25 protein-coding genes are annotated in these 19,567 nt (G+C 64.2%); 5 read left to right on the forward strand and 20 right to left on the reverse strand.

Translation table 11 applies throughout. The features are described 5' to 3' along the window. Positions 1 to 163: 163 nt before the first annotated feature. The 4 genes from cyaB to QH470_RS17365 are packed head-to-tail and all read right to left on the reverse strand — an operon-like array spanning position 164 to position 3,084. A complete protein-coding gene (cyaB, locus tag QH470_RS17350; RefSeq protein ID WP_280273414.1) occupies positions 164 to 733 on the reverse strand; it encodes a class IV adenylate cyclase in 570 nt (189 codons plus the stop codon). A gap of 7 nt (positions 734 to 740) precedes the next feature. Continuing rightward, positions 741 to 2,117, reverse strand: a complete 1,377-nt coding sequence (locus QH470_RS17355; protein ID WP_280273415.1) for a hypothetical protein — start codon at positions 2,115 to 2,117, stop codon at positions 741 to 743. Between the two features lie 36 nt (positions 2,118 to 2,153). Further along, positions 2,154 to 2,402 (reverse strand): hypothetical protein, encoded by a 249-nt coding sequence (locus QH470_RS17360; protein WP_280273416.1) that lies wholly within the window; start codon positions 2,400 to 2,402, stop codon positions 2,154 to 2,156. A gap of 7 nt (positions 2,403 to 2,409) precedes the next feature. Beyond that, positions 2,410 to 3,084 (reverse strand): hypothetical protein, encoded by a 675-nt coding sequence (locus QH470_RS17365; protein WP_280273417.1) that lies wholly within the window; start codon positions 3,082 to 3,084, stop codon positions 2,410 to 2,412. A gap of 233 nt (positions 3,085 to 3,317) precedes the next feature. Here QH470_RS17365 and QH470_RS17370 point away from each other — a divergent pair, with 233 nt between their 5' ends. Further along, positions 3,318 to 4,559, forward strand: coding sequence for a helix-turn-helix domain-containing protein (locus QH470_RS17370; RefSeq protein ID WP_280273418.1), 1,242 nt, complete (start codon positions 3,318 to 3,320; stop codon positions 4,557 to 4,559). Positions 4,560 to 4,562: 3 nt separating this feature from the next. Continuing rightward, positions 4,563 to 6,083, forward strand: a complete 1,521-nt coding sequence (locus tag QH470_RS17375) for a bifunctional ADP-dependent NAD(P)H-hydrate dehydratase/NAD(P)H-hydrate epimerase (protein WP_280273419.1) — start codon at positions 4,563 to 4,565, stop codon at positions 6,081 to 6,083. Here QH470_RS17375 and QH470_RS17380 read toward each other — a convergent pair. After that, positions 6,058 to 6,417 (reverse strand): hypothetical protein, encoded by a 360-nt coding sequence (locus tag QH470_RS17380; protein WP_280273420.1) that lies wholly within the window; start codon positions 6,415 to 6,417, stop codon positions 6,058 to 6,060. The two genes, QH470_RS17375 and QH470_RS17380, sit on opposite strands and share 26 nt — an antisense overlap. A gap of 368 nt (positions 6,418 to 6,785) precedes the next feature. Here QH470_RS17380 and QH470_RS17385 point away from each other — a divergent pair, with 368 nt between their 5' ends. Further along, positions 6,786 to 7,409 (forward strand): hypothetical protein, encoded by a 624-nt coding sequence (locus tag QH470_RS17385; RefSeq protein WP_280273421.1) that lies wholly within the window; start codon positions 6,786 to 6,788, stop codon positions 7,407 to 7,409. A gap of 277 nt (positions 7,410 to 7,686) precedes the next feature. Here QH470_RS17385 and QH470_RS17390 read toward each other — a convergent pair whose 3' ends face one another. The 11 genes from QH470_RS17390 to QH470_RS17440 form a co-directional block, all read right to left on the reverse strand. Further along, positions 7,687 to 8,154, reverse strand: coding sequence for a hypothetical protein (locus QH470_RS17390; RefSeq protein WP_280273422.1), 468 nt, complete (start codon positions 8,152 to 8,154; stop codon positions 7,687 to 7,689). Next, the gene (locus QH470_RS17395) at positions 8,151 to 9,038 is read right to left on the reverse strand and encodes a hypothetical protein (protein ID WP_280273423.1); all 888 of its coding nucleotides are present in this window, start codon (positions 9,036 to 9,038) and stop codon (positions 8,151 to 8,153) included. Before QH470_RS17395 ends, QH470_RS17390 begins: the two co-directional genes overlap by 4 nt. Then, positions 9,038 to 9,295, reverse strand: a complete 258-nt coding sequence (locus QH470_RS17400; RefSeq protein WP_280273424.1) for a hypothetical protein — start codon at positions 9,293 to 9,295, stop codon at positions 9,038 to 9,040. The genes QH470_RS17395 and QH470_RS17400 overlap by 1 nt, the downstream gene beginning before the upstream one ends. After that, on the reverse strand, positions 9,292 to 9,579 hold the full coding sequence (locus QH470_RS17405; protein WP_280273425.1) for a hypothetical protein: 288 nt from the start codon (positions 9,577 to 9,579) through the stop codon (positions 9,292 to 9,294). The genes QH470_RS17400 and QH470_RS17405 overlap by 4 nt, the downstream gene beginning before the upstream one ends. Further along, a complete protein-coding gene (locus QH470_RS17410) occupies positions 9,576 to 9,806 on the reverse strand; it encodes a hypothetical protein (RefSeq protein ID WP_280273426.1) in 231 nt (76 codons plus the stop codon). The genes QH470_RS17405 and QH470_RS17410 overlap by 4 nt, the downstream gene beginning before the upstream one ends. Continuing rightward, complete coding sequence (locus QH470_RS17415; protein WP_280273427.1) at positions 9,803 to 10,087, reverse strand: hypothetical protein; 285 nt, start codon at positions 10,085 to 10,087, stop codon at positions 9,803 to 9,805. Before QH470_RS17415 ends, QH470_RS17410 begins: the two co-directional genes overlap by 4 nt. Further along, positions 10,084 to 10,935 carry a Rad52/Rad22 family DNA repair protein gene (locus QH470_RS17420; protein ID WP_280273428.1) on the reverse strand — a complete coding sequence of 284 codons (852 nt, stop codon included), beginning with the start codon at positions 10,933 to 10,935 and terminating at the stop codon, positions 10,084 to 10,086. Before QH470_RS17420 ends, QH470_RS17415 begins: the two co-directional genes overlap by 4 nt. A 64-nt stretch (positions 10,936 to 10,999) precedes the next feature. After that, entirely contained in the window at positions 11,000 to 11,917 is a 918-nt protein-coding gene (locus QH470_RS17425) for a YqaJ viral recombinase family protein (protein WP_280273429.1), read from the reverse strand. Next, on the reverse strand, positions 11,914 to 12,042 hold the full coding sequence (locus QH470_RS17430; RefSeq protein WP_280273430.1) for a hypothetical protein: 129 nt from the start codon (positions 12,040 to 12,042) through the stop codon (positions 11,914 to 11,916). Before QH470_RS17430 ends, QH470_RS17425 begins: the two co-directional genes overlap by 4 nt. Next, the gene (locus QH470_RS17435) at positions 12,039 to 12,311 is read right to left on the reverse strand and encodes a hypothetical protein (RefSeq protein WP_280273431.1); all 273 of its coding nucleotides are present in this window, start codon (positions 12,309 to 12,311) and stop codon (positions 12,039 to 12,041) included. The genes QH470_RS17430 and QH470_RS17435 overlap by 4 nt, the downstream gene beginning before the upstream one ends. Before the next feature lie 77 nt (positions 12,312 to 12,388). Then, positions 12,389 to 12,622 (reverse strand): helix-turn-helix domain-containing protein, encoded by a 234-nt coding sequence (locus QH470_RS17440; RefSeq protein WP_280273432.1) that lies wholly within the window; start codon positions 12,620 to 12,622, stop codon positions 12,389 to 12,391. A 245-nt stretch (positions 12,623 to 12,867) separates the two neighbouring features. Between QH470_RS17440 and QH470_RS17445 the strand changes: the two genes are divergently transcribed. Together QH470_RS17445 and QH470_RS17450 are read left to right on the forward strand one after the other, a co-directional pair. Further along, positions 12,868 to 13,254 (forward strand): helix-turn-helix domain-containing protein, encoded by a 387-nt coding sequence (locus tag QH470_RS17445; RefSeq protein ID WP_280273433.1) that lies wholly within the window; start codon positions 12,868 to 12,870, stop codon positions 13,252 to 13,254. A gap of 151 nt (positions 13,255 to 13,405) precedes the next feature. Beyond that, positions 13,406 to 13,984, forward strand: coding sequence for a hypothetical protein (locus QH470_RS17450; protein WP_280273434.1), 579 nt, complete (start codon positions 13,406 to 13,408; stop codon positions 13,982 to 13,984). Between the two features lie 60 nt (positions 13,985 to 14,044). Here the strand turns inward: QH470_RS17450 and QH470_RS17455 are convergent, their stop codons facing one another. The 4 genes from QH470_RS17455 to QH470_RS17470 form a co-directional block, all read right to left on the reverse strand. Then, the gene (locus QH470_RS17455; protein WP_280273435.1) at positions 14,045 to 15,523 is read right to left on the reverse strand and encodes a site-specific integrase; all 1,479 of its coding nucleotides are present in this window, start codon (positions 15,521 to 15,523) and stop codon (positions 14,045 to 14,047) included. A gap of 543 nt (positions 15,524 to 16,066) precedes the next feature. Then, the gene (locus tag QH470_RS17460; protein ID WP_280273436.1) at positions 16,067 to 16,927 is read right to left on the reverse strand and encodes a hypothetical protein; all 861 of its coding nucleotides are present in this window, start codon (positions 16,925 to 16,927) and stop codon (positions 16,067 to 16,069) included. Between the two features lie 15 nt (positions 16,928 to 16,942). After that, positions 16,943 to 18,907, reverse strand: a complete 1,965-nt coding sequence (locus tag QH470_RS17465) for a hypothetical protein (protein WP_280273437.1) — start codon at positions 18,905 to 18,907, stop codon at positions 16,943 to 16,945. Then, positions 18,904 to 19,197, reverse strand: a complete 294-nt coding sequence (locus tag QH470_RS17470; protein ID WP_280273438.1) for a type VII secretion target — start codon at positions 19,195 to 19,197, stop codon at positions 18,904 to 18,906. The genes QH470_RS17465 and QH470_RS17470 overlap by 4 nt, the downstream gene beginning before the upstream one ends. Between the last annotated feature and the right edge of the window lie 370 nt (positions 19,198 to 19,567).

Below are 19,567 nucleotides of genomic sequence, written 5' to 3' on the forward strand. Positions count from 1 at the left end.
CTGTCAAGCCACTGCGCGCACACTGCGCATAGTGCTGCGCGCTTTGCTGCGCGTTGTGCAGATTCGTCGCAGTGCAGGAAAGTGCAGCGCAAGGCTCGATGCACGTCGCCGGGAACGCGAAACCCCGCCGGGTCAACAACCTGGCGGGGCTCAAGTAGGGCGATCATGACTGCGCAGCGGCTATCACCAAATCCCGATACGGCAGGCGCACCACCAGGCAGTCGACGATGCCGAGTTCGCGTTCTATCCGCTCGAGGTCAGCCACCGCTGCATCTCGATCGACGGCGGTGATCTCGGTTTCGACGAACACCCCAGCCCCCGTGACAACGTCGATCGCGATCAGCACGTTGTCGCGCTCTGGATGCCGGTACTGAGTTCGCGCCTTCTCGACCTTCGCCAGCTCGACCATGCCGATTGCGGTCAGCAGGGCCATAGCGGCGCCTGCCTGTTCTGACTCTGAAAGGTGGACGTTTGTCTCGACCTTTGCGATCACATCGCCGGTGCGATGTGTGTCGGCGCCCGATGGTGGCTTATAGGTTATTTCCGCGAAGCCGTCGCGGCGTCGAACTCGCAGGCATTCAACGGTTTCCATGAAATTGACGTCGGGGCGGCTGTAGTAGACGTCGGTTTCGTGGAGGTGCCCGGCTTCGCGGTAGCCGAGTTCGGTGAGCCGTTGACGGAGGGCGTCACTGTCGGGGAGTTCGCGTTTGCGTTCGACCTCGATCAGGTTCATACGGTGATCATCCTCTCCAGTGGATTGTCGTGTGCAGACGGGCGAGATTAGGTTTCGAACAGAACGACCGCAGCGTGTCCAGTGCGCGCTGGACGGCTTCCGAGTCGGCGACCGGGACGTTTTGAAACAGCACCAGCTGTTTGGCATCGGTCAGCGGGTTCGACAGTCGTTTCGCGAGAAATCGGTTGTAGTAACGTCGATCTCGGGTAATCACGTCGTCGGCACAGACCGGCACCAGCACGGTGTCTTGGTGAGCGGTTGCCTCGATCGAGTTGACGGCGAATGCAGCAAGCAACTCGTCCGCGGTCAGGTACGCGTAGGTTTCCCGACCTTCCCGGACGCGCCACGCTTCCCACGTCCGCGCACATTCATGGTCATTTCCGGCGGCGGTCATGAAAGCCATCAGCGCGACATCAGAGACAGCGTCGAAGATGTCGCCGTCGATGACGAAGTGGTCGTCGAACGGCTCACTGACCGCGAGCAGGTTCGCTTGATGTGCAGCTGGCATCCAGTCGGATTCAGTGACGGCGTAATGGACGCGTTTGTGTCCGGACCGGAAGTCGATCCAGTCGCCAGACAGGGGGCCGTCGAGGGTCGGTCGGAACCCGAGAACGCCTGAGCGCCAGACGTGATCGCGGAAGGTGAGGTAGTGGCGCTGTACTTCGCGGAAGATCCCGACGGGGGCTTCGACTACTGCACAAATGCGGGTGTCCAGCTCGGCAACAGGCACTATCCGTGAGTTCTGCCGTACCACCACCTCGTCGTCGTGGTGGTGGTACGGGTGCACGCCCTCGCGGAGGTAGTGCGGCAGGAACATGCGGAGAAATTGCAGCCATGCCTGTGCGCTATAGGACTGGACGACTCGTTCGTGCAGGCTCGGCGCGTCGACGGCGTACACGTCGCGGTACACGAAGTATCCGTAGTGCCGGATGACTGTTGGCAGGGTGCGCATCATGGTGTGCAGGCCGGCGTATGCCCCGCCGTAGGAGTAGATCTCGTGCAGCAACGCTGATGCCGAGACGACGTCGACCGGTTCGTCGAAGAGCCCGCCGAGGTCTTGTGCCCAACCGTGAACGAGCACGCAGGAACCGATGTCGTTGAATCGCTCGATTGCTGCCGTCAACGATTGCGACGTCACGCCGGGAGCCTCGAGGAGAGTCAGCTGCACTGGCCGCGGTTGCTCGGTCAGCCGGGAAGCAAGGAATTCGACCGCAGCGCCGCCGCCAGGGCCGATCTCGACAATGTGCGGCCGGTCGGTGTCGACGCGCTGTAGAGCGCGGTGGACGAGGAGCCCCTTTTCGTCACCGTGATCGTTGGTGGCCCGGTCCAGGTACATCGCCACCGATTTGTGTTCGTGCGCAAAGCGATTGGCTGTTTCGATCACGAGCGCCTCCCTTCACTTCATATTCGCCCGGATCGGTCAGTAGGTGCGCCCGGAGTCCGGCTTGGTGCGTCCGGCGTCGACCAACGCTCGGAATGCAGCGGCTTTGCGTGGACAGTCCGCGGCCAGGCATTCCAAGTGCTGTTGCATGATTCGGTGCGCGCGGTCCGTGGTCAGTGGCTCCGCGGGGGCGTCATGTGTCCAGCCGACCGCTTGCTGCTCGTGGGCGAGCCGTGCCTGAATCTCTTCCACGGTGGTGCTCGTCGAATCCTTACTCCACCAACTCATCACTCGCCTATCCCTCGGATCCGGGCGACAAGCGAACTGCGAAGGCGTGCTCTTCGGCATCTGCCACCAGTCCGTCGAGCACGGCTATCAACGTCTGAAGGTCTGTGCCGAGCGGTGCGAACGGCTCGGCCGACGGTCGGTACGGGATACCCCGCGCCGCGGCTCGCTCCCGCTGTGTATCTACGGGCGGGACAATCTTCCCCTCCCGGACCAGACGGCCATACGCACTCGACTTCCGTGGGCACGAGACTGCGCGACATCCGATGTGTTCCTGCATGATTCGCCGCGCCTCGTCGACAGTGAGCGGGTGGTCCGGATACGTGTGGTCACGGTCCACAACGTCTGGCGCAGCGGCCCAGGTCTCCGGAGGGTAGACCGTTTCCAGGTCGAACATTTCGCATATCCGCGAGGGCATGTTATCGACAGTGGCGAGGTCGTAGACGAAAAGCGCGTCCACACCGAGGCCGGCAGCCATCCCGAGCGCATACCCGATGGGGTCAGGATGATCAGCTGGCGGCCGGACGGTATACAGGTGGTCGTACCCCAGCTTCTCGGCATGGCGCTGAGTCTCGATTGCATGCTGTGGAGCTTCGAGCCCTGAAACGTCCGGCCGGACGAGGGACATCGCCGTAGGCTTCTCGGAAATGCGTTGCGGTACAGCATATTCGGTAGGTTCGGACACGCGTGACTCCCTGGTGTGATTGTGTGCACCCAGAGCGCCGGTACCGGCCGCCGGAACCGAGGTGTTCCGGGTGGTTTGGGGCGCGCCCGACCGCCCTCTCTGTCGCCGACCAGGCGCGCAACCACATCCGCTTAGTGATGAGGTCGCACGGTCGGGCGCGTGCACCAAACGTACGTATCAGCAGCCCGCAAGACTCATATAAAAATATGAGTCTCAACCGGTAGCCTTGTGTTATGAGCGCACAACATCCGTCCCTGACGCAGGGAATCGGCGACAGGGTCCGGATATACCGCGACGCAGCCGGTCTATCGCAAGTCGAATTAGCCGCACTGATCGGCCGTTCCGCCGTGTGGGTTTCGCAAGTGGAACGCGGCATCAGCCACGCCGAGCGGTTGACCGACATCGTCAATATCGCTGCCGCGTGCCGATGCTCACCGCAAGACCTCCTCGGCGGCTCCATCAACGCTCTGGCGCCGAAGGCTGCACCGCGACGGGAGCAAGTCGCGGAAGTGCGCGAAGTGATCATGCGGACTGCGTTGCCAATCGTGCAGCCATCGTCAGCTCCGCCAGTCTCACTGGACGAAATCGGCGAGCGAGTTGCACAGGCGTGGACGACATGGCACACGTCCCCAACCGCTCATGGTTCCGTCGGCCGGGTGCTGCCGCAACTCATCCTCGACGCGAATACCGCCTACCTCACCGCCGACACCGATGTGCGCCGCCGAGCCGCGCGCACGCTGTGCGGCACATACCAGATCAGTCGACTGTGGCTGCATCACCTCCCTGAAGCCGAACTCGCCTGGGTTGCTGCCGAACGTTCGGTGGCGACCGCCCGCGAAGCAGATGACCCGCACCTGCTGGCGCTCGGGGCGTGGGCCATGTCGGCGAGCTACCGGCGCGCTGGACAGCAGGAGGAAGCCACGCGAGTCTGTCTCCAAGCGGCCGACGACCTGCAACGTCGATTCGGGGACAACCCATCCAACGAACTGCTCGCGGCGTACGGGATGCTCAATTTGGCGGCTGCGATCTCGTCCGCGCAGTCAGACGAGTCCGGGAAGGCGTGGGCACTCCACCAGGCGGCGGAGGACGCTGCCCGCGCGATCGGCTCGAGCTACGACCCCTGGACCATGTTCGGCGCCGGGAATGTCGACATTCACGGCCTTGCCATCTCTGCGGAACTCGGCGATCACGACGCGGTGGTCGACAAGATCTCGCGCCTGGATATCGACCGCGTGCCTTCTGTCGAGCGACGCTCGCGGCCATTGGTCGACGCCGCCCGCGGCTATGTGAAACGCAAGGACGATCTCGCTGCGGTGCTCGCGCTGCTCGACGCGGAAAAGATCTCCGCCGACGAAGTCCACGACTCCGGCCTTGTCCGCGAGCTGGTGCGCGAGCTGCTGATGCGAGACCATGCCCGCGCTCGGCCGCACGTGCGCGCGCTCGCCGTCCGCTGCCACCTGCTCATCGACGGTTGATTCATGCTGCGGTCTGATGGAATGGGCAGGGTGACGACGAGTTGGACGGCCTACCCCGCTGCAGATGTGCAGGCGGCGGTGGCGAAGGAACTGGAAACCGGGCGCCCGGATCGGTTGCTGCGCAAGGCTGCCGCCGGCCTGGCGGTGGTGTGCGGCGACGAACTGCTCCGCCGCGGTGGCACCGTCTACGGGCGTCGGGTGGCCCTGTTGGTCGGGACCGGGAAGAACGGTGCGGACGCGTTGCTCGCTGGGATCCGGCTGCGCCGCCGCGGCGTGAAGGTCGACGCCATCCTTACTGGCAACACCGCGTACGAGCCTGGAGTGGTCCAACTGCGCGCAGTTGGCGGGCGGATCGTCGCCGCGGTCGACGTCGACGCCGCGAGGCACGCGGTCGAATCAGCCGAGTTGGTCGTTGACGGCATCATCGGTGAGAGCGGCGTCGGTGGGCTCCGCGACCACGCTGCGCAGCTGGTCGACGCGATACCGGCCGGGACGCCGGTTATCGCGGTCGATCTGCCCAGCGGGATTGCCCCGGACAACGGCGAGATCCGCGGGGTTCATGTGCGCGCGGATGTGACCGTGACGTTCGGAGCTTGGAAGGCGTGCACGATCCTGCCGCCCGCGAGCAACATCGTCGGCGAACTCCGCTTTGTCGACGTCGGCCTCCCCGAGATCGACGCACCTCCAATCGCGCGCCGCCTGAGTGCCCGCGACATCGGCGCACTGTGGCCCGTGCCGCCGCGAGTTGCGCACAAGTACACGCGCGGTGTCCTCGGTGTAGTCGCCGGATCCGACACCTACCCCGGCGCCGCAGTGCTCGCAGTCCACGGCGCGGTCCAGTCCGGCGCCGCGGGCATCGTACGATTCATCGGCCCCGAAGGCGTTACCGCACAGGTGCTTACAGCTGTTCCCGAAGCGGTACCCGGCATCGGCCGGGTGCAGGCGTGGTTACTGGGCTCGGGTGTCGAGGATGACGAGGACCAGGACAAGGCTATCGACGAAGCACTGACCAGCGGTATGCCGTGCGTAGTTGACGCGGGCGCCCTTGAGGCGTGCGTCCGGCGGCGGCTCATCGGTGAACGCGCCACCAGCGCTGACCGGATGCTCCTCACACCACACGCGGGCGAGGTGGCGCGCATCATGGGCTGGCTTGGCCAGCCGACAGAACGTATGGATATCGAGTCCAGGCCACTGCATTACGGCCATGTGATCGCGAGCGCTCTCGATGTAACCGTGCTGGTTAAGGGGCCGACAACGATCATCGTCGACCCGTCGGGGTTCGCTGCCAGCCAGGCGGAGGCGCCGCCGTGGCTCGCGACCGCCGGGGCCGGTGACGTGCTCGCGGGTATTGCTGGCGCGCTGATGGCCGCCGACCTGTCCGCCCTCGATGCCGGGGAGGTTGCGGCGCATGTGCATGGCCGGGCGGCGATGGTTGCGCACCGAGCCCGGAACGGTGGACCACTGACCGCCAGCGCGGTTGCGGAGGCGACACCGGAGGTCATCGGCGCCTTGCTCTCGGCGTAGCCGTCCGGCCGGTGTTTTCCGCTGGCGCGAGCGCCTGCCTCGGAACCAGTTGCGCGACCGGCAGGCGACCGTGCCCGTTGCCGGTCTCGATGGTGAATTCGCAGAGGCCGAGCCAGCTGCCGTCGGTGGCGCGTGCCCAGCCTCGGAGTAGGCCAGGCACGGTGCCGGTGAGGTTGAGTCCGCCGGCCTTGATGCGCATGGCGACTTTGTTGCGTCCGAATCCGTTGGGTGCCTGGGTTGGGATGGCTTGTCCGAGGTCGATGAGGACGGGTTGTGGTGGGTCGACGGCGCGGCGGAGTGGCGGGGTGAACTGCTCCGGCCAATCCTCGAACATAGATTCGAATCATAGCGTGATCGAAACGGAATCGGTGGACGCGGTGATACAAGCTCCTGCCACGGCATTGCGGGCCGTAGCAGGAGATGTGTTACGACCAGCGAGAGAGGATCGCGGTGAGCGATTCGGAAACCTACTCGGCACCGCCGGACGACGCCGATCGGGCGCCAACAGACGATCAGGCGTCAGCATCTAATTCGACAGCTACGCCAATGGTGTGGCGGAGGATCGCCGAGTTAATGCAGCCAGTCCGCGTTCGCGGGCGGAGTGTTGTTGTGGTCCTTCGGAGGTTGCTCAAGGCCATCAGGTCAGAAGTTCGCCGAGGGTTCTCCATTGGGATGCTCATCGCCCGCCGATGGCAAGTGCCTGTGACCATCATTCTCGTAGTGGCTGCCGCCGCAGTCTTCTTGGTGTGGTTGTTGCGCTTCAAACATGTCAAGCCCGAGATCGTGCCTCCGTGGATCTCCGCAACGGGCAGTATCGCAACCTTCATCAGTGTTGCGGTGGCGGTGAGCACGTACCGTTCGCAGCGAAGGTCCACCATCGAAGACCAGGCATGTCAGGTACGCCTGCTTCGCACCCGGTTCATACCTGGTCCGACACGCAACGACAAGTTCACGTGGTGGATGGAAGTTACGAACCGCAGCGACGAGAGCGTCTACGACTTGAACATTATGGCGGTGAGGGCCAACGTCGAACGCGACCCCGGCACTGGTGTTCCTGTCTGGTTACGGTCTGTCGAATTCTCGGAACTGATCCCCGGTCTGATCACGAGCGCGCTACCGAAGAACTCCCAGATCAAGCCCAGCGAGACCTGGGAAACCCAGTGGGTCATAGACGACGAACAAGGCCGGCATCGTGGTCGATCGGTGGTTGCTTTCCAGATGACCGTGATGGATGCAAAAGGTCGGATTTGGCTGGTGTCCGACAACTATGAACCTGAGAAGATCACGCGCCGCGCTCGATCACGCAGCCGACAACTTCGAACGTGACTCGCCTTGGGCAGTTCTGGCGCGGAAGGTCAAGTACAGGCGAGTCACATCGCCTACGCAACGGCCAGCAACCTTCCAGCGTCCAACCTGCCATGAACGATTCCATCGACCGCGAGGCACTGCTCGGCGCCGGCCTAGACCCCGATGACCCAGAAGAATGGGCGAGCTAATGGCGAATACACGCGCTCCTGAGATGGCGAGCCACGCAACCCGACTGGCGTGACCAGACTGGCCGAGTACGTCCCGCCTCGCGATGACGCACTCGACCAGCCTCCGACTACCCGCCCCCGTTGGACCGCAACCGATCCAGCATCCGCCCCAGATCACCCGAGAACGCCCGAACCGGCTCCGCACCGGCCTCCGGTGTGGTCGACGGCTCCACGACGCGCCTGCGACGCAATCCAACCTTCCGGGGCTCGTGTGTTCGGTCCTTCGGGGCGAACAGCGAACGGGCCGCGGCTCGCTGCTCCGCAGTCGCCGGTGGCGCCGCAGCGAGAGCGGGCCGATACTCCGGCGCATATCCGGGCGCCTTGGCCGCGGCCTTGATCCGGGCCGTGACGTGTCCGGGCATGATCCAGTCCGTCGACTCCGCGTAGTGGGCGCGGATCGCAGTCAGGGCGGCGTCTCGGTCCCAGCGTGCGCGGTGCGCGGCGTCGAGCCACGACGACTGCATGATGCGGTCGATGTTGCGGTTGTCGTACGACTGGGCCACTTGCAGCAGCACCAGCACATCGTCCGGCGTCACGACGCGGCCTCGATCGCGGACTGTCCCCACCCGTCGAGCTGCGGCTGCGCGACGGTCTCGGGCATCGGGATTCCGGCGGCGGCGAGGATCCGCGGGTCTGGGTTCTCCTTCAGCGCTTCGGCTTTCGCGAACTTAATTTCAGCCGGGGTGAGAACGCGGCCCTGCGGCGCGCTGGCGGACCTGCCACCGTTCCGCGGGTTCTCGGCCGCCCGGCGGATCCAGTTGCGCCAGGTGGCGTTCCAGTCGGCGCGGCGTTCGTCTTTGGATCGCCAGTAGTCGCAGAACTTCCGGTGTTCGGCCTGGAGGTCGACGCCGGGGCATTCGGCCTTCATGGCGTCGATGACGGGCTGATCCGGCATCCAGTCGTTGGGGAGGGCGGTCGCGCGCTTTTTGCGCGGCTCTCTAACTACTTCGTTAGAAGTAGTTGGTACGGGACGGGTCGGGAGTTCAACGGGCGGAGCTTCGGTTTCGCTCGGCACGATGCTCAGCTTGGGCGAAGCATCTTGCTTCGTGTTCGGTTCGCTGTTCGCTTCGTCGATTTCGCCTCTGCGGGACTGTCCGGACCGCTTGCCACCTGCGCGTCCTGCTTCGCGGAGCTGTTCGCGGCGGGCCTCGACTTCGAGCTTGAGGGGGTTGTACTTCTTCCAGTTTACGAACTCGAAATCGCCGTTTGGACGTTCGATCCACAACCCGATTTCGACGAGTTCCCGAGCGATTTTCGGTCGGATTCCGAGCATTTTCAGCGCGTTTTTGGAGACGATTCCGTCGGTCAGCTGGTCGGCGCAGTAGCTCCCGGCGATGCACCAGGCGCCGATGGCGGCGTGGGAAGCGCGGAGCCTCTGTGGGCTGGACCAGAACTTGTCGTCGATCTTGAACCACGTCATCAGGCGGCGTTGCTTTCTACGAGGGGCTGGTTCGGTTCCAGCGGGATCGACTCGCGGACGCGGACCGTGGTGTAGGTGGTCCACTTGGTGTGCTCGGCGATCTCGCGGTCTGTCATTCCGACGGCGACCAGCTGGCGGACCAGTAGCCGTCGGTCTTTCGGGGTGAGCACTTCGGCGGGTAGGCGCCCGGCGAGCGCCTGGTTGTACGTGTGCTCCTGCTCAGGCCGGAGATGGTCGGGAATGAAGCTGAAGCTCATCGGACCGGCCTGAGGTTGCTGACTGCGTGGCCGAACGTGGGGAACGTCCGGCCACACCGGCGGCACTGCACGAACGGGTACGCCATCGCGGCCAACTCGTCGAGATGCCTTCGGCAGATGTAGGAGTCGGTGCGGAACGGCGGCGGTGCATCGCAGTCGTGCCGGGTGATCTCGTAGTCCGGTGGACACTCGCAGGCGGGCCGGGCGCGCAGCATCGTCCGGCCGACCTCGCAGCGGATGTGGATCCAGACTGCGAGGCCGGCGAGCGTCGACGGATTGGTCACGCGGCTGTCGCGACGTCCGCGTAATACGCGTCGCGGGAGGTTTCCCCACGACGCACAGAACGCGGGAGGTGCCCGATGTGGAAGCCGGGCGCCGCGACGCACTCGTACGCGCTCATACGCGTGCCGGGCACGATGTGGACAGCCTGCTTGGCCGCCTTGCGCGACCGGTACCGGCGCTTGCGGCAGGTGTTGCACCAGACCCAGTCGCGCCACTCGCCGCGACTCACGACGCGATCCGATCGAATCGCGCGACGAGCTTGTCGACGGCGGACCGGCCGAGGGCCTTCTCCACCTCAAGCTGACGCTCGACCGATGTTTCGAGGTACATCGCCGCGAAGAGTGATGCGTCGACCAGGACCCGTCCGTCGCGGAGTCCCTGCCGGTCGCGCCGTGCCTTCGTCGCGGTGGCGTGCGCGTCGCGGCACCATTGGCACGGCTGTTCGCGGCGCCGGTGGTGTCGGTGGTATCCGGCATCGGTGCCGCAGTTCATGTGGACGGTCGGTTTCATGCCGCGGCCTTGTCGATTTCAGCGACCTTGGTCTCCGCGTCGACGCGCACGATCGCGCACCAGTCGGGGCTGAGGGCACCGGCCTCTTTCCAGATGCCCTGGAGTTCTTCGCGCGTCGTGGCGGCGCTGACTCGGGCGCGCAGTTCCTCCGCGCGGGCCTCGATCTCGGCCTCCGTGGGGGCGCGCTTGCTCGCGACCACGTTGCGGGCACGGTCGGCGACAGTCGGCCGGTTGTTCTCCTGTGGAGGCGGCGGCGAATCCGCGGGCTTCGACTCGTCCTCCTGGTGCACGGGTCGCTCGACCTCGTCGATGCCCATCGACTTGGACTCCGGGAGGTCGGCCTGGACGTCCTTGGGCTCGTCGGTCTTGCCAGGGTGCACCAACGTTCCGCCGACCAGCTTGCTCAACTGGCCCTTGTTGTACAGCGACAGGCCGAACTGGTCGCCGAGCGCGATGGCGCACCGCTTCTTGGCCAGGCTGATCGCGGACTTCATCGCGAGGTCGTGGCCGTCGGCGCGCTTCTGGTTCGTCGCGTCGCCAGTCGATCCGTCCTCGAACCGGCAGACAACGTAGCCGTCGGGGTCGCGGACCGTGAGCCGCATCGTCGCCTTGTAGCAGACATCGAACCGGTTGTCCGGTCGAGTGCCGTCATTCTTGATGTGCGGCTGCTCGAAAACGAGGTCCAGCGAGAGGATTTCGTAGTCAAACCCTCCGAATCCGAAGATACGGGTGAGGTGCGCGAGGACGTCTTGCTGCGGCAGGTGACTGTTGCCCTTCCCATCGCGCATGACGCGTACGGGATTGATCGCTGCGAGCAGCTGGTCGACTTGTGCTGCTGTGAATGGCATGGGGCTGGTTCTCCTTTTGATGATGCCCGGCGCTGGTGGCGGCCAGCGCCGGACAGATTGAGGGTCAGGAAGCCTGTTGTACGGCGTCCCAGTCGATCGGCTTGCGGAACTTGTAAAGCGCCACACCGGTTTTCGTCGGCTGGCGGGTCGCGACGACCTGCTTGCCTTTCCCGCTGCCGACCACGGCGCGGCGAGCGTTGCCCATGACGCGCAGCAGCTTGGAGCGGGCGAGGTTCAGTGCCTCGTCGGCGGCGTCGACACCATGCACAGCGGCCTCGAATTCGCGGGCGAGGTCGACCGCGACAGGCCAGTCCTCGTCGCGCTCAATCTCCGGGTGCGCCCGGCGGATCGCGCCGTAGGTTTCGGGGTGGCCGTCGACGTCCGGCGGCTGGCCGTTGGGATCCATTGCGCTGCGGTGGAATTCGCGGCAGTGGTGTTCGATCTGGGCGGACAGCTCGCCGTCGTAGTCGACCAGGTAGTCGGTCTCGTCGTAGAACGGGCCAAGGCAGGTCACCCAGGTTCGGCGGATGCCGGACATGTGCATCTGCCACTGCACCTGGAGGAAGTACCCGAGCGGGATCTCTGCGGATCCGGCTGGACCCCATTGGTAGTCGCCGCGCCCGTCGGTCTTGGCCTCGATGCCGAATGCCTCGCCGGTGCGGGAGTCGATGCCGATGTCGTCCGGGTTCGCGGCTGCCCATTCCTCACAGCCGGGCCGCGAGAACGTCTTGGTACCTTGCCGTTTCAGCTCCACGTGGCGGCGAAAGAACCGGTCCAGGATCACCGGCTCGAAGTCGCGGCCACGGGCGATGGCTTCGTTCTCGCCGTCGGGCGGTACCTCACCGCGCAGCAGGTACCACTCCTTCGTCGGGGAGCTGTACTTGCTGGCACCGAAGATGCCGGGAATCTTCGACGCGGTAATCTTCCGCGCCCAGTCGCCGGTGCCTGGCTCGAGAGTCGCGACTTCGACCGGCGCGCTCATGCGATCACTCCGATCCACGCCAAGGCCACGATGCCGAGCGCGAGCACGACCGCGAAGGTGATCACACCGGCGGAGACCAGGCGGATGATGCTGGACTGCAACGGCTCTCGGTTCATCGTGCTCATGCGGCGGCCAGCTTCGCGGCCGAGGTAGCGCGGTCGAGTTCGTCGAGCGCTGCGTTCACCGCGGCGAGAGCTGTTCCGCCCTGCACCCGGAACACGGCGCACGATCCGGCGCGGCGTCCGACGATGTCCACAAATGACAGCGGCAGATAGACGGTGACCTCGAACTGCACGGTGCGAGCGAGGGTCCAGAACGGACTCCCCAGCACTTCAGGTACGGTGGAGTCGAGTTCTGCGATCGCAGCATCCAAGGTGCTATGGTTGTGTTGCATCTGGGGGCTGGTTCCTTTCGGGTGCGAGGCCGGCGCGTTTGTATCTCTTGGCGGAGAGGCGCCGGCCTTTTGATTTGTCAGGCTGCGGACGGTTCCCACGGGCTCGACTTCAGCCACTCGTCGATGTCAGCGACACGGACCCGCTTGCTACGGCCGTCGCCCCCAGGCGCGCACGCCGCGAGGTGACCCGCTGCGATCTGCCGATCGACGAACGCGTAGCTGAAGCCGGTGAGCAGAGCGGTCTCTCGGACCGTGAGCGCGAGTCGCTGGTTGAGTGGGACGACTGTTTCGTCGGCGGAATTGCCGGACATATCTGGTTCCTTTCGGGTGTTTGCGTGGCGGCGCAATCACGACTTGGTGCGCACAAGATCGTATGCGCAGTGCGCGCGCAGTGCAAGCCAGGGATAATCAGGCGTGTCGCAGCGCAGGGCTACTGCCAGGTAATAACTAGCACGCTATTGCGCCAAAATCCTGCGCGTCACTGCGCGTAACGCGCAGTAGACACCGCGCACTTCCGGCTGGACTTCGCACCGCTGCGCAGGCAACAATGTGTCGCATGACCGACCAATGGGAGTTGGGCCGCCGCATGGAGCAGGGCCGCTTAGCCGCGGGCCTGTCCAAACGCCAGGCGGCCAAACGGGCCGGAATCAGCGATGGACGATGGCGGCAGTTGGAGGCCGGAGTCGAAACGATTCGGGGCAAGACATTCCCCGTCAAAACGACGCCAGAGACGGTGGCGCGCATCGCCTCTGCGCTACAACAGCCAGTAGACGAGCTACTGGAAGTCGCTGGGTTCGATCCAGATAGCGTGGCCGACGTTGGGCCGTCCGGCCTCGGTGTGGAAGTAGTCGATGTCTCGGGTCTGCCGACTGCTGACGTCGAGAAAGTTCAGGCATTCGTCGAGTTCCTGAAGTCCCAGAACGACGCTCACGACTCCGCGTGAGTAAAGACCCAGTCAACCTGTCAGTGTGATCCAGTAACGTCTTGCTAGCCTCTGGCTATTACTCGGAGGTGGAGTACTAGTCTCCGCTTCGGGGGGATTGCTCCCGAGCGATATGCAAGGCGTTGGGAGGGATACCGCAGGTGATAGGGCTATGACTACCTCAGACGGGCGTGATCCGTTCGACGGCCCGGAAAATGATTACGACCCATTCGCCGACCTGGCTGGCCGCGCAGGCCTCAACGTCGGAATTACCGAGTTGCCAGGCAGCGATGCCTGGTGGCTGCATGACGATCAGACGATCTTGTTGGACAGCGGGCTCGACGACATCGAGCGGCGTGTGATGGCTGCGCACATGGCTGCGCATCTCGACTTGGGGCACAACCCCATCCCGACCGTGATGAACAAGATCACTGCGCGGGCTCACCGGCAGGAGGTCGAGGCGCAGCGCCTCACCGCGCAGCGGCTGATCCCCGTCCAGGCACTGATCTGGCTTCTCGACAATGTCTCCGTCTGTGCCGAGGAGGTCGCGCGCCAGCTGCGCGTCACCCTGCCGACACTGGCGAAGCGGATGCGGAATCTCACCCACGATGAGTGGGAAGAGATCCGGGCTGCGACCGACAACCGGCTGAAATGGCCGGAGAACGCCGAGGGCCGCACTCTCCGGTGTTCGATCCTGGGCAGCATCTTCACGTCGGCCCCTGACGTAGCCGACGCCGAGATAATCCAATAGCGACGGACCCCCAAACCCCTACGCCCGCAAAGTGTTCCGCGGGCGCAGGGGTGTTTGTCTTCAGGACGCGGACTGGAACAGCACGTTGCGCCAGTCGCCGGGTGCCGGGGCCGGTGCGATTTCGATGACCACAGCATCCGCGGAGTCCTCGTCGCCGACCGGATCCGGCGCCGCTGGCAACGCCAGCGCCTCCTCATCGTCGTAGCGGACATCGACCACGGCTGCGGTGATCAGGTCGTCCAGCTTCTCGAGGCCAGCCCGCTTCACACCCATGTCGGCGTGTGCGTAGATCCGTTGCGCCGCTGCGGAACTGTGGCCCATGATCGCCATCCGGACGTCCTCGGGGACACGGGCCTCGAGCAGCAGGGTCGCGGTGGTGTGCCGAGCCGCGTGCATGACGACATCCGGCGCACCGGCGCGGGCGAGGGCCGCCGCCCAGGCTGCGTCGTCGACATTTGGCCGGATCGGCTTGCCCTTGCTGTTCACCCACAGCAGCCCGTACTCGTTGGGCGCCATGTTCTCGATGTGCTCCCGCAACAGCGCCAGCAGCGGTCCCGGAATCGGCAGGGCGCGAACGGATTCGTTCGTCTTCGGCCGGACCAGGCACGACGCCTTGTATAGCGGCTTGATCTCGTAGTCGTCCGTGGCGTCGAATGCCTCGACCGGGTAGACGTCGCCTTCCGGTAGCGGCTCGCCCTTCTTCCGCTTCAACGGCAGCACCGCCAAGGCCCAGGAGAGGTCGAAGGTACCCGCCTCGAGGTCCACTCGGTCGCGGGTCAGGCCCAAGCACTCACCCTTGCGGACACCGGTCAGCAGAGCCATCGCCCAGCGCACCGCGAGCGGGTCGCCGGCCTCGCGTGATGTCTGGATCACGGCCTTCGCCTGGTCGGAGGTCAGCGACTTGCGCGACTTCTGAATGCGCCCCTTGCTACCGGACGGCAGCGTCTTTCGGGTTCCGGCATCCTGGCTGTTCGACCGGGCGCGTGGCTTGTTCACGAGTTCGACGACGTTGCGCCGCAACGCGAGGCCCGGCTCCTTCATGGCATCGGCGAGCGCGATATGGAGCACGTTGTACGCGATCTCGGCGGTCCGGGCCGATTTCCCGGTCTTCAGGATCTCCGCGAGCATGTAGCGGACGTGCTTGGGCTCGAGGTCGGTCAACTTGACCTTGCCGATGTGCGGGACGATGTTGCACCTGACCGCCGAGACGTAGCCCTTCCACGGATTGGGCCGCATCCGGGTCTTGGCGATGTTGTCCAGCCAGTAGCGCAACCACGCTTCGATCGTGGTCGTGTCCTTCTTCAAGGGCTCGCCGTTGGCGATCTTGGCGAGCAGTGCACGCTTCGCCGGAATCAGGTCGTTCTTGTTCTTCCGGCGGATGACGGTGTAGTCACGCTCGCCGTTGGGCTTGCGGTCGAGTTCCACCCGCCAGCACCAGAGGACGTATTCGACGGTTCGCTTCTCGCCGGTTTTCCGGTCGGTGACCGTCTTCTTGCGGGTCTCCTTGTAGGGCTTGCCTTCGCCGCGAATCTTGGGCACGGCCGTTCTCCGATCGCACGGGCTGCGCGTAGCAGCCACTCCTGCACTGGTGAGGTCGGAAACCGAACCAGCGAGGCACCCCGAAATGTGGGGTGCGTTATGCGATCAGCGAGAGAGGCTCCCATCCCATCCGAGACCACCGGAGTCGGGTGTAGTCGGTGTAGTCATTGGTGTAGTCATTGGCGTCCAATGAGGTACAACGGAGGCGATCGAGGTATGAGCTTCACCTGCCGGTAATCAAAGAACGTGCAGGCAAAAGCATACCAATATGCGTTTCCCAAGCTGAGAGTGCGGGTTCGATTCCCGTCACCGGCTCTCTCCCCAAAGGCCACTTGACCAGGTAATTTGCCTGCGTTCGCTCGGCCGGTACTGCGGGCTGTGCGAGGTCGGCGCCTCTTGACATCTGAGATCCTGTCGATCCAGCCTTGAGCCCCCACGGCGCCGAGGCCGGAATCATTCCCGTTGCTGCAGAAGGCGACTCCTAACCGACGGTGCAGACCCGCAGTCGATCGAATGTCCGGCGCGTATCCGTGGTCTTTGATGTCAGATGGACAGATTGCCACGGCGGAGGCGGTCGATCACGGTATTCGTCGACAACTCACTTCGTAGTTCTGGACGCTTCCAATAGAAGTGGATCAGGTGGTAGAGAAGAGCCGGGTCTATTCGGTAGAAATGCACATCGATGATCATTGCGCGTAGGTAGTTTCGACTCAGCTTCCGCACGATAACCGAGCTACGGAATGTGTGAAGCTCATCCGAAGCTGACGGTCGGATGATCAGTGCGGGATTGTTGTTGTTGGCGGAGGCATCGACAGTTTCGATCGCCGTCCAAGGCAGTCGCTGATGGACGGAGCCGTTGTCCATCTCGATACCTTCAGAGCTGATGACGAGTGGGGATTCTCTACGCAGGTTGGTGACGTGGTAAACGGCTAGCCAGACCATGACCGCAGACGTGACGATCAATACCACGCCGAATAGATAGTCACGTAATTGGACCGCGCCAGAACGATCGTCACGAAGGAATAGAGACAACGCGTAGGCGAGCAAGAACACAGTTCCCGAAACCAGCAGCGTCAAGAGAGATATCGTGAACGGCCGCGACATCGGCATGGTCAGTGCCCTGCCGGTACCGGTCTCTGTCACCTTCAATTTGGGCGGCAAGCTGGCCTGCCTGACATTTCGTGCTGCGGTGAAGGCGGCGACGAACCCGGCGGACACAGCCATCCCGCCCGCATGGAAAACGATCGACAGCGCGTCGGCCGCGGAGATCGCCCCGACCAGTTCGACCGCGAAGAAGATTGCAGCGAGCGAAAAGAACGGTATCGCGAAGTACACGACCGGTTTACGTGCGGGTTTTCCGAATCCGGTCGGCCAGTCCAGGAGAGCGATTCGGTCACGTGCCATGTCGTATCGTGCTTCCTACTCGAAGAGTTCCCGGACACCGGCACCTGCTTTGTCACCGACATACGCGCCTCCTGCGCCACCGAAATATCCTCCCGCTATCGCGCCGGCGACCGCAAGAACCGGGGCAGCGACTGGTGCCGCCGGGCCCGTCATGCCACCCACCGCCGCACCGGCCCAAGCCCCGCCAGCGGCCCCACCGACGCCTCCCAGAGCTCCTCCGGTCGCGTTGCCGGCGGCCTCGTAGATGCCCTTCCCATCGGTCAGGACATCGTCGACATTGGTGTAGATATTCAACCCCGCCGTCAGTGCAGGTCCACCGAATTTGGCGGTTTTCGCCAGTGCTTCGGCCCGAGAAGCAGCGCTGGCAGCATCGGTAGCGTGGTCCATCGACTCGACCACTGCTCGACCAGCACCCTGCTGCCCTGAGTCGAGAAGTGAGAACGCACGCGAAGACGCTTCCGCCGAACGTTGCGCCGATTGCGCTGCGTGTCCGGCCATGGTCTCTCCGGAGTGTTTGAATGCCTCGCCCAAGCCATCACCGGCGAGACCCGCGCCGGTGGCATACGGGTGCTGCTGCGCATTGCCTTGGGTCGACACCACAGCCTGACCCCATTGATTGGTCGACCACGATTTCACCGTGTCCCAAGCGTCCGCCCCAGGCGATCCGGCGGGCACCTTGCTCGGATCGTAGGTGAGCAACGAATCGTCGGGAAACTTGGTCATGATCAAGCCGTCGTGCGTGATCGTCTTAGCGATCCCGCCGTCGGGATACTTGGTCTCGATCGAGCCGTCGGCATTGAGTACGGAACGCAGACCATCCGAGTTGGTCATCTCGACCAGTTTCGGTTGCCCATCCGAGCCTGCGACGTAACGTTCGATCTCACGGAATCCGTCTGCACGTCGCCATTCCCGATCGAACGCGCCGTTTTGGCCTTCAATATCGGTGATCAGACCGCCGTTGGGGGCGGGATAGGACTCAGATACCCTGACACCCAATGAGCCGTCTTCGTTCACCGTGCGTGTGACCGAACGGCCGTTGCCCAGCGGGATCGTCTGCAGCCGTTGCTGTTTGCCGTCCGGTGTCGCCACCGTGGTATCGACGATCCCGGAACCGTCTGCCCGTGGCGTTGTTACCGTCGTGGTCGGTGGCTTCCCGTCAGTGCTGGATGTCGTGATCGCAGAACCATCCGGCTGCTGTACGGAAGTCGTGACAGTAAGGGTGCCGTCCGGATTCGGGGTGACCGTCTTCGTAGATCCATCCGGTTCGGTGACCGTGAACGGAACACCCTCCTGGAGCTTCATAGTTTCGCCGAGTATCGGCGGCAGCTCAGACGGCTTCGCTGTGTCCGGGTGTGTCAGACCGGGAAACATAGCGCGAATTGCCTTCGACGGGGCCTCCAAAAACATAATGCGGGAAACGTCGGTCTTGGCGGCGTCGATCGCCGTCTTCGCCGCAGTCGCGGTGTTGTCGGCGTGCTGGAGAGTGGTCACCATCGCTAATTGCTGCTGCGCGGCGTCGTACTCGATCTGGAGTATGGCCGCGGCGACGACACCAGGGTCGGCGTCGTTCTTCGGGTTGCGTCCGCCGGCCGCCTTGACCGCCTGGATCTTCGCGTTCGCGGACACAGTGCCGTTGTCGGCGATCTCGAACCCCATACCCTGGATGAGGCTGCGTTTGTCGATGACCTGTTGCCGCGCGTCGGTCAGCTCCGTGTAATAGCGGGTGCAGGCATTCCCCAGGCCATCGATCTTGCCCATAAGGTGGCTGCCGGCGGTCTTCTCGTTCACCACTCGCGTCGCGGCGGCATCGGCAGCGGCACCCTTCCATGACTCGGCGAGATCGTCCTGTGTGGTCAGCATCGACTGCAGTAGCTCGTCACCCTTGGTCACCAGATTGCCGAAGCTCGTGGCGTCGGAGCCCAACGCTTCCGGATCCCACTTCTCAACCTGAGAGATAAGCAGCGTCTGGCCGGGACTCACTTCAGCCCACCCATCGCCCGGAGCTGAGCGGCGAAGAACGTCTCTTCGACCTGGTAGGAGTCGCCCGTACCCTTGGCGATCTCAGCCATCTCGGAGGGCCGCGTCGCGAATGATGCGACAGCACTCTTGACCTGGTCACGGGCCGCATTGACGCTGCCGCTCAGTTCGGTGCCAGGGAACAGGTCACTCGCAGCGGCCCCCGCAACGCTGTCAGTCAGGCCCTTGATCTCTCCCGATAACCCATCCAGCCACTTTGCCCACGCTCGTAGAGCGTCCGGATCAACCTGCACGTGCTCCCCCCTCACAGACAGCCGGAACTATCAGTCCTGGAACAGAATTGATAGTACGCCGCTATAGGAGAGGGCGGTCACGGAGCAATCCGGCGCAACAGCTGTCGATGAGCTACGGAGCCCTGGTGATTATCGACAAGCCCGACGGGCAGCACATCAGTTTGAGTCAGGCTTGATGCGCCTGGCATCAATCACTGGTCTCACACACGGCAACCTCGAATCCGAGGGTGGTCAAGTCCAAGCGGGTGGTGTAACGGGGTGATTGCCGCGTGATCCTGTTCGGTCAGGCGGTCAGTGCTGGGGTGGTGTCCTCCTGTTCGGTGGGGTCGGTGAGGCCGCGGGAGCGGGCGAGGACGTCGAGGCCGAGGTA

This window comes from Nocardia wallacei (assembly GCF_029868745.1).
GTDB lineage: Bacteria > Actinomycetota > Actinomycetes > Mycobacteriales > Mycobacteriaceae > Nocardia > Nocardia wallacei_B.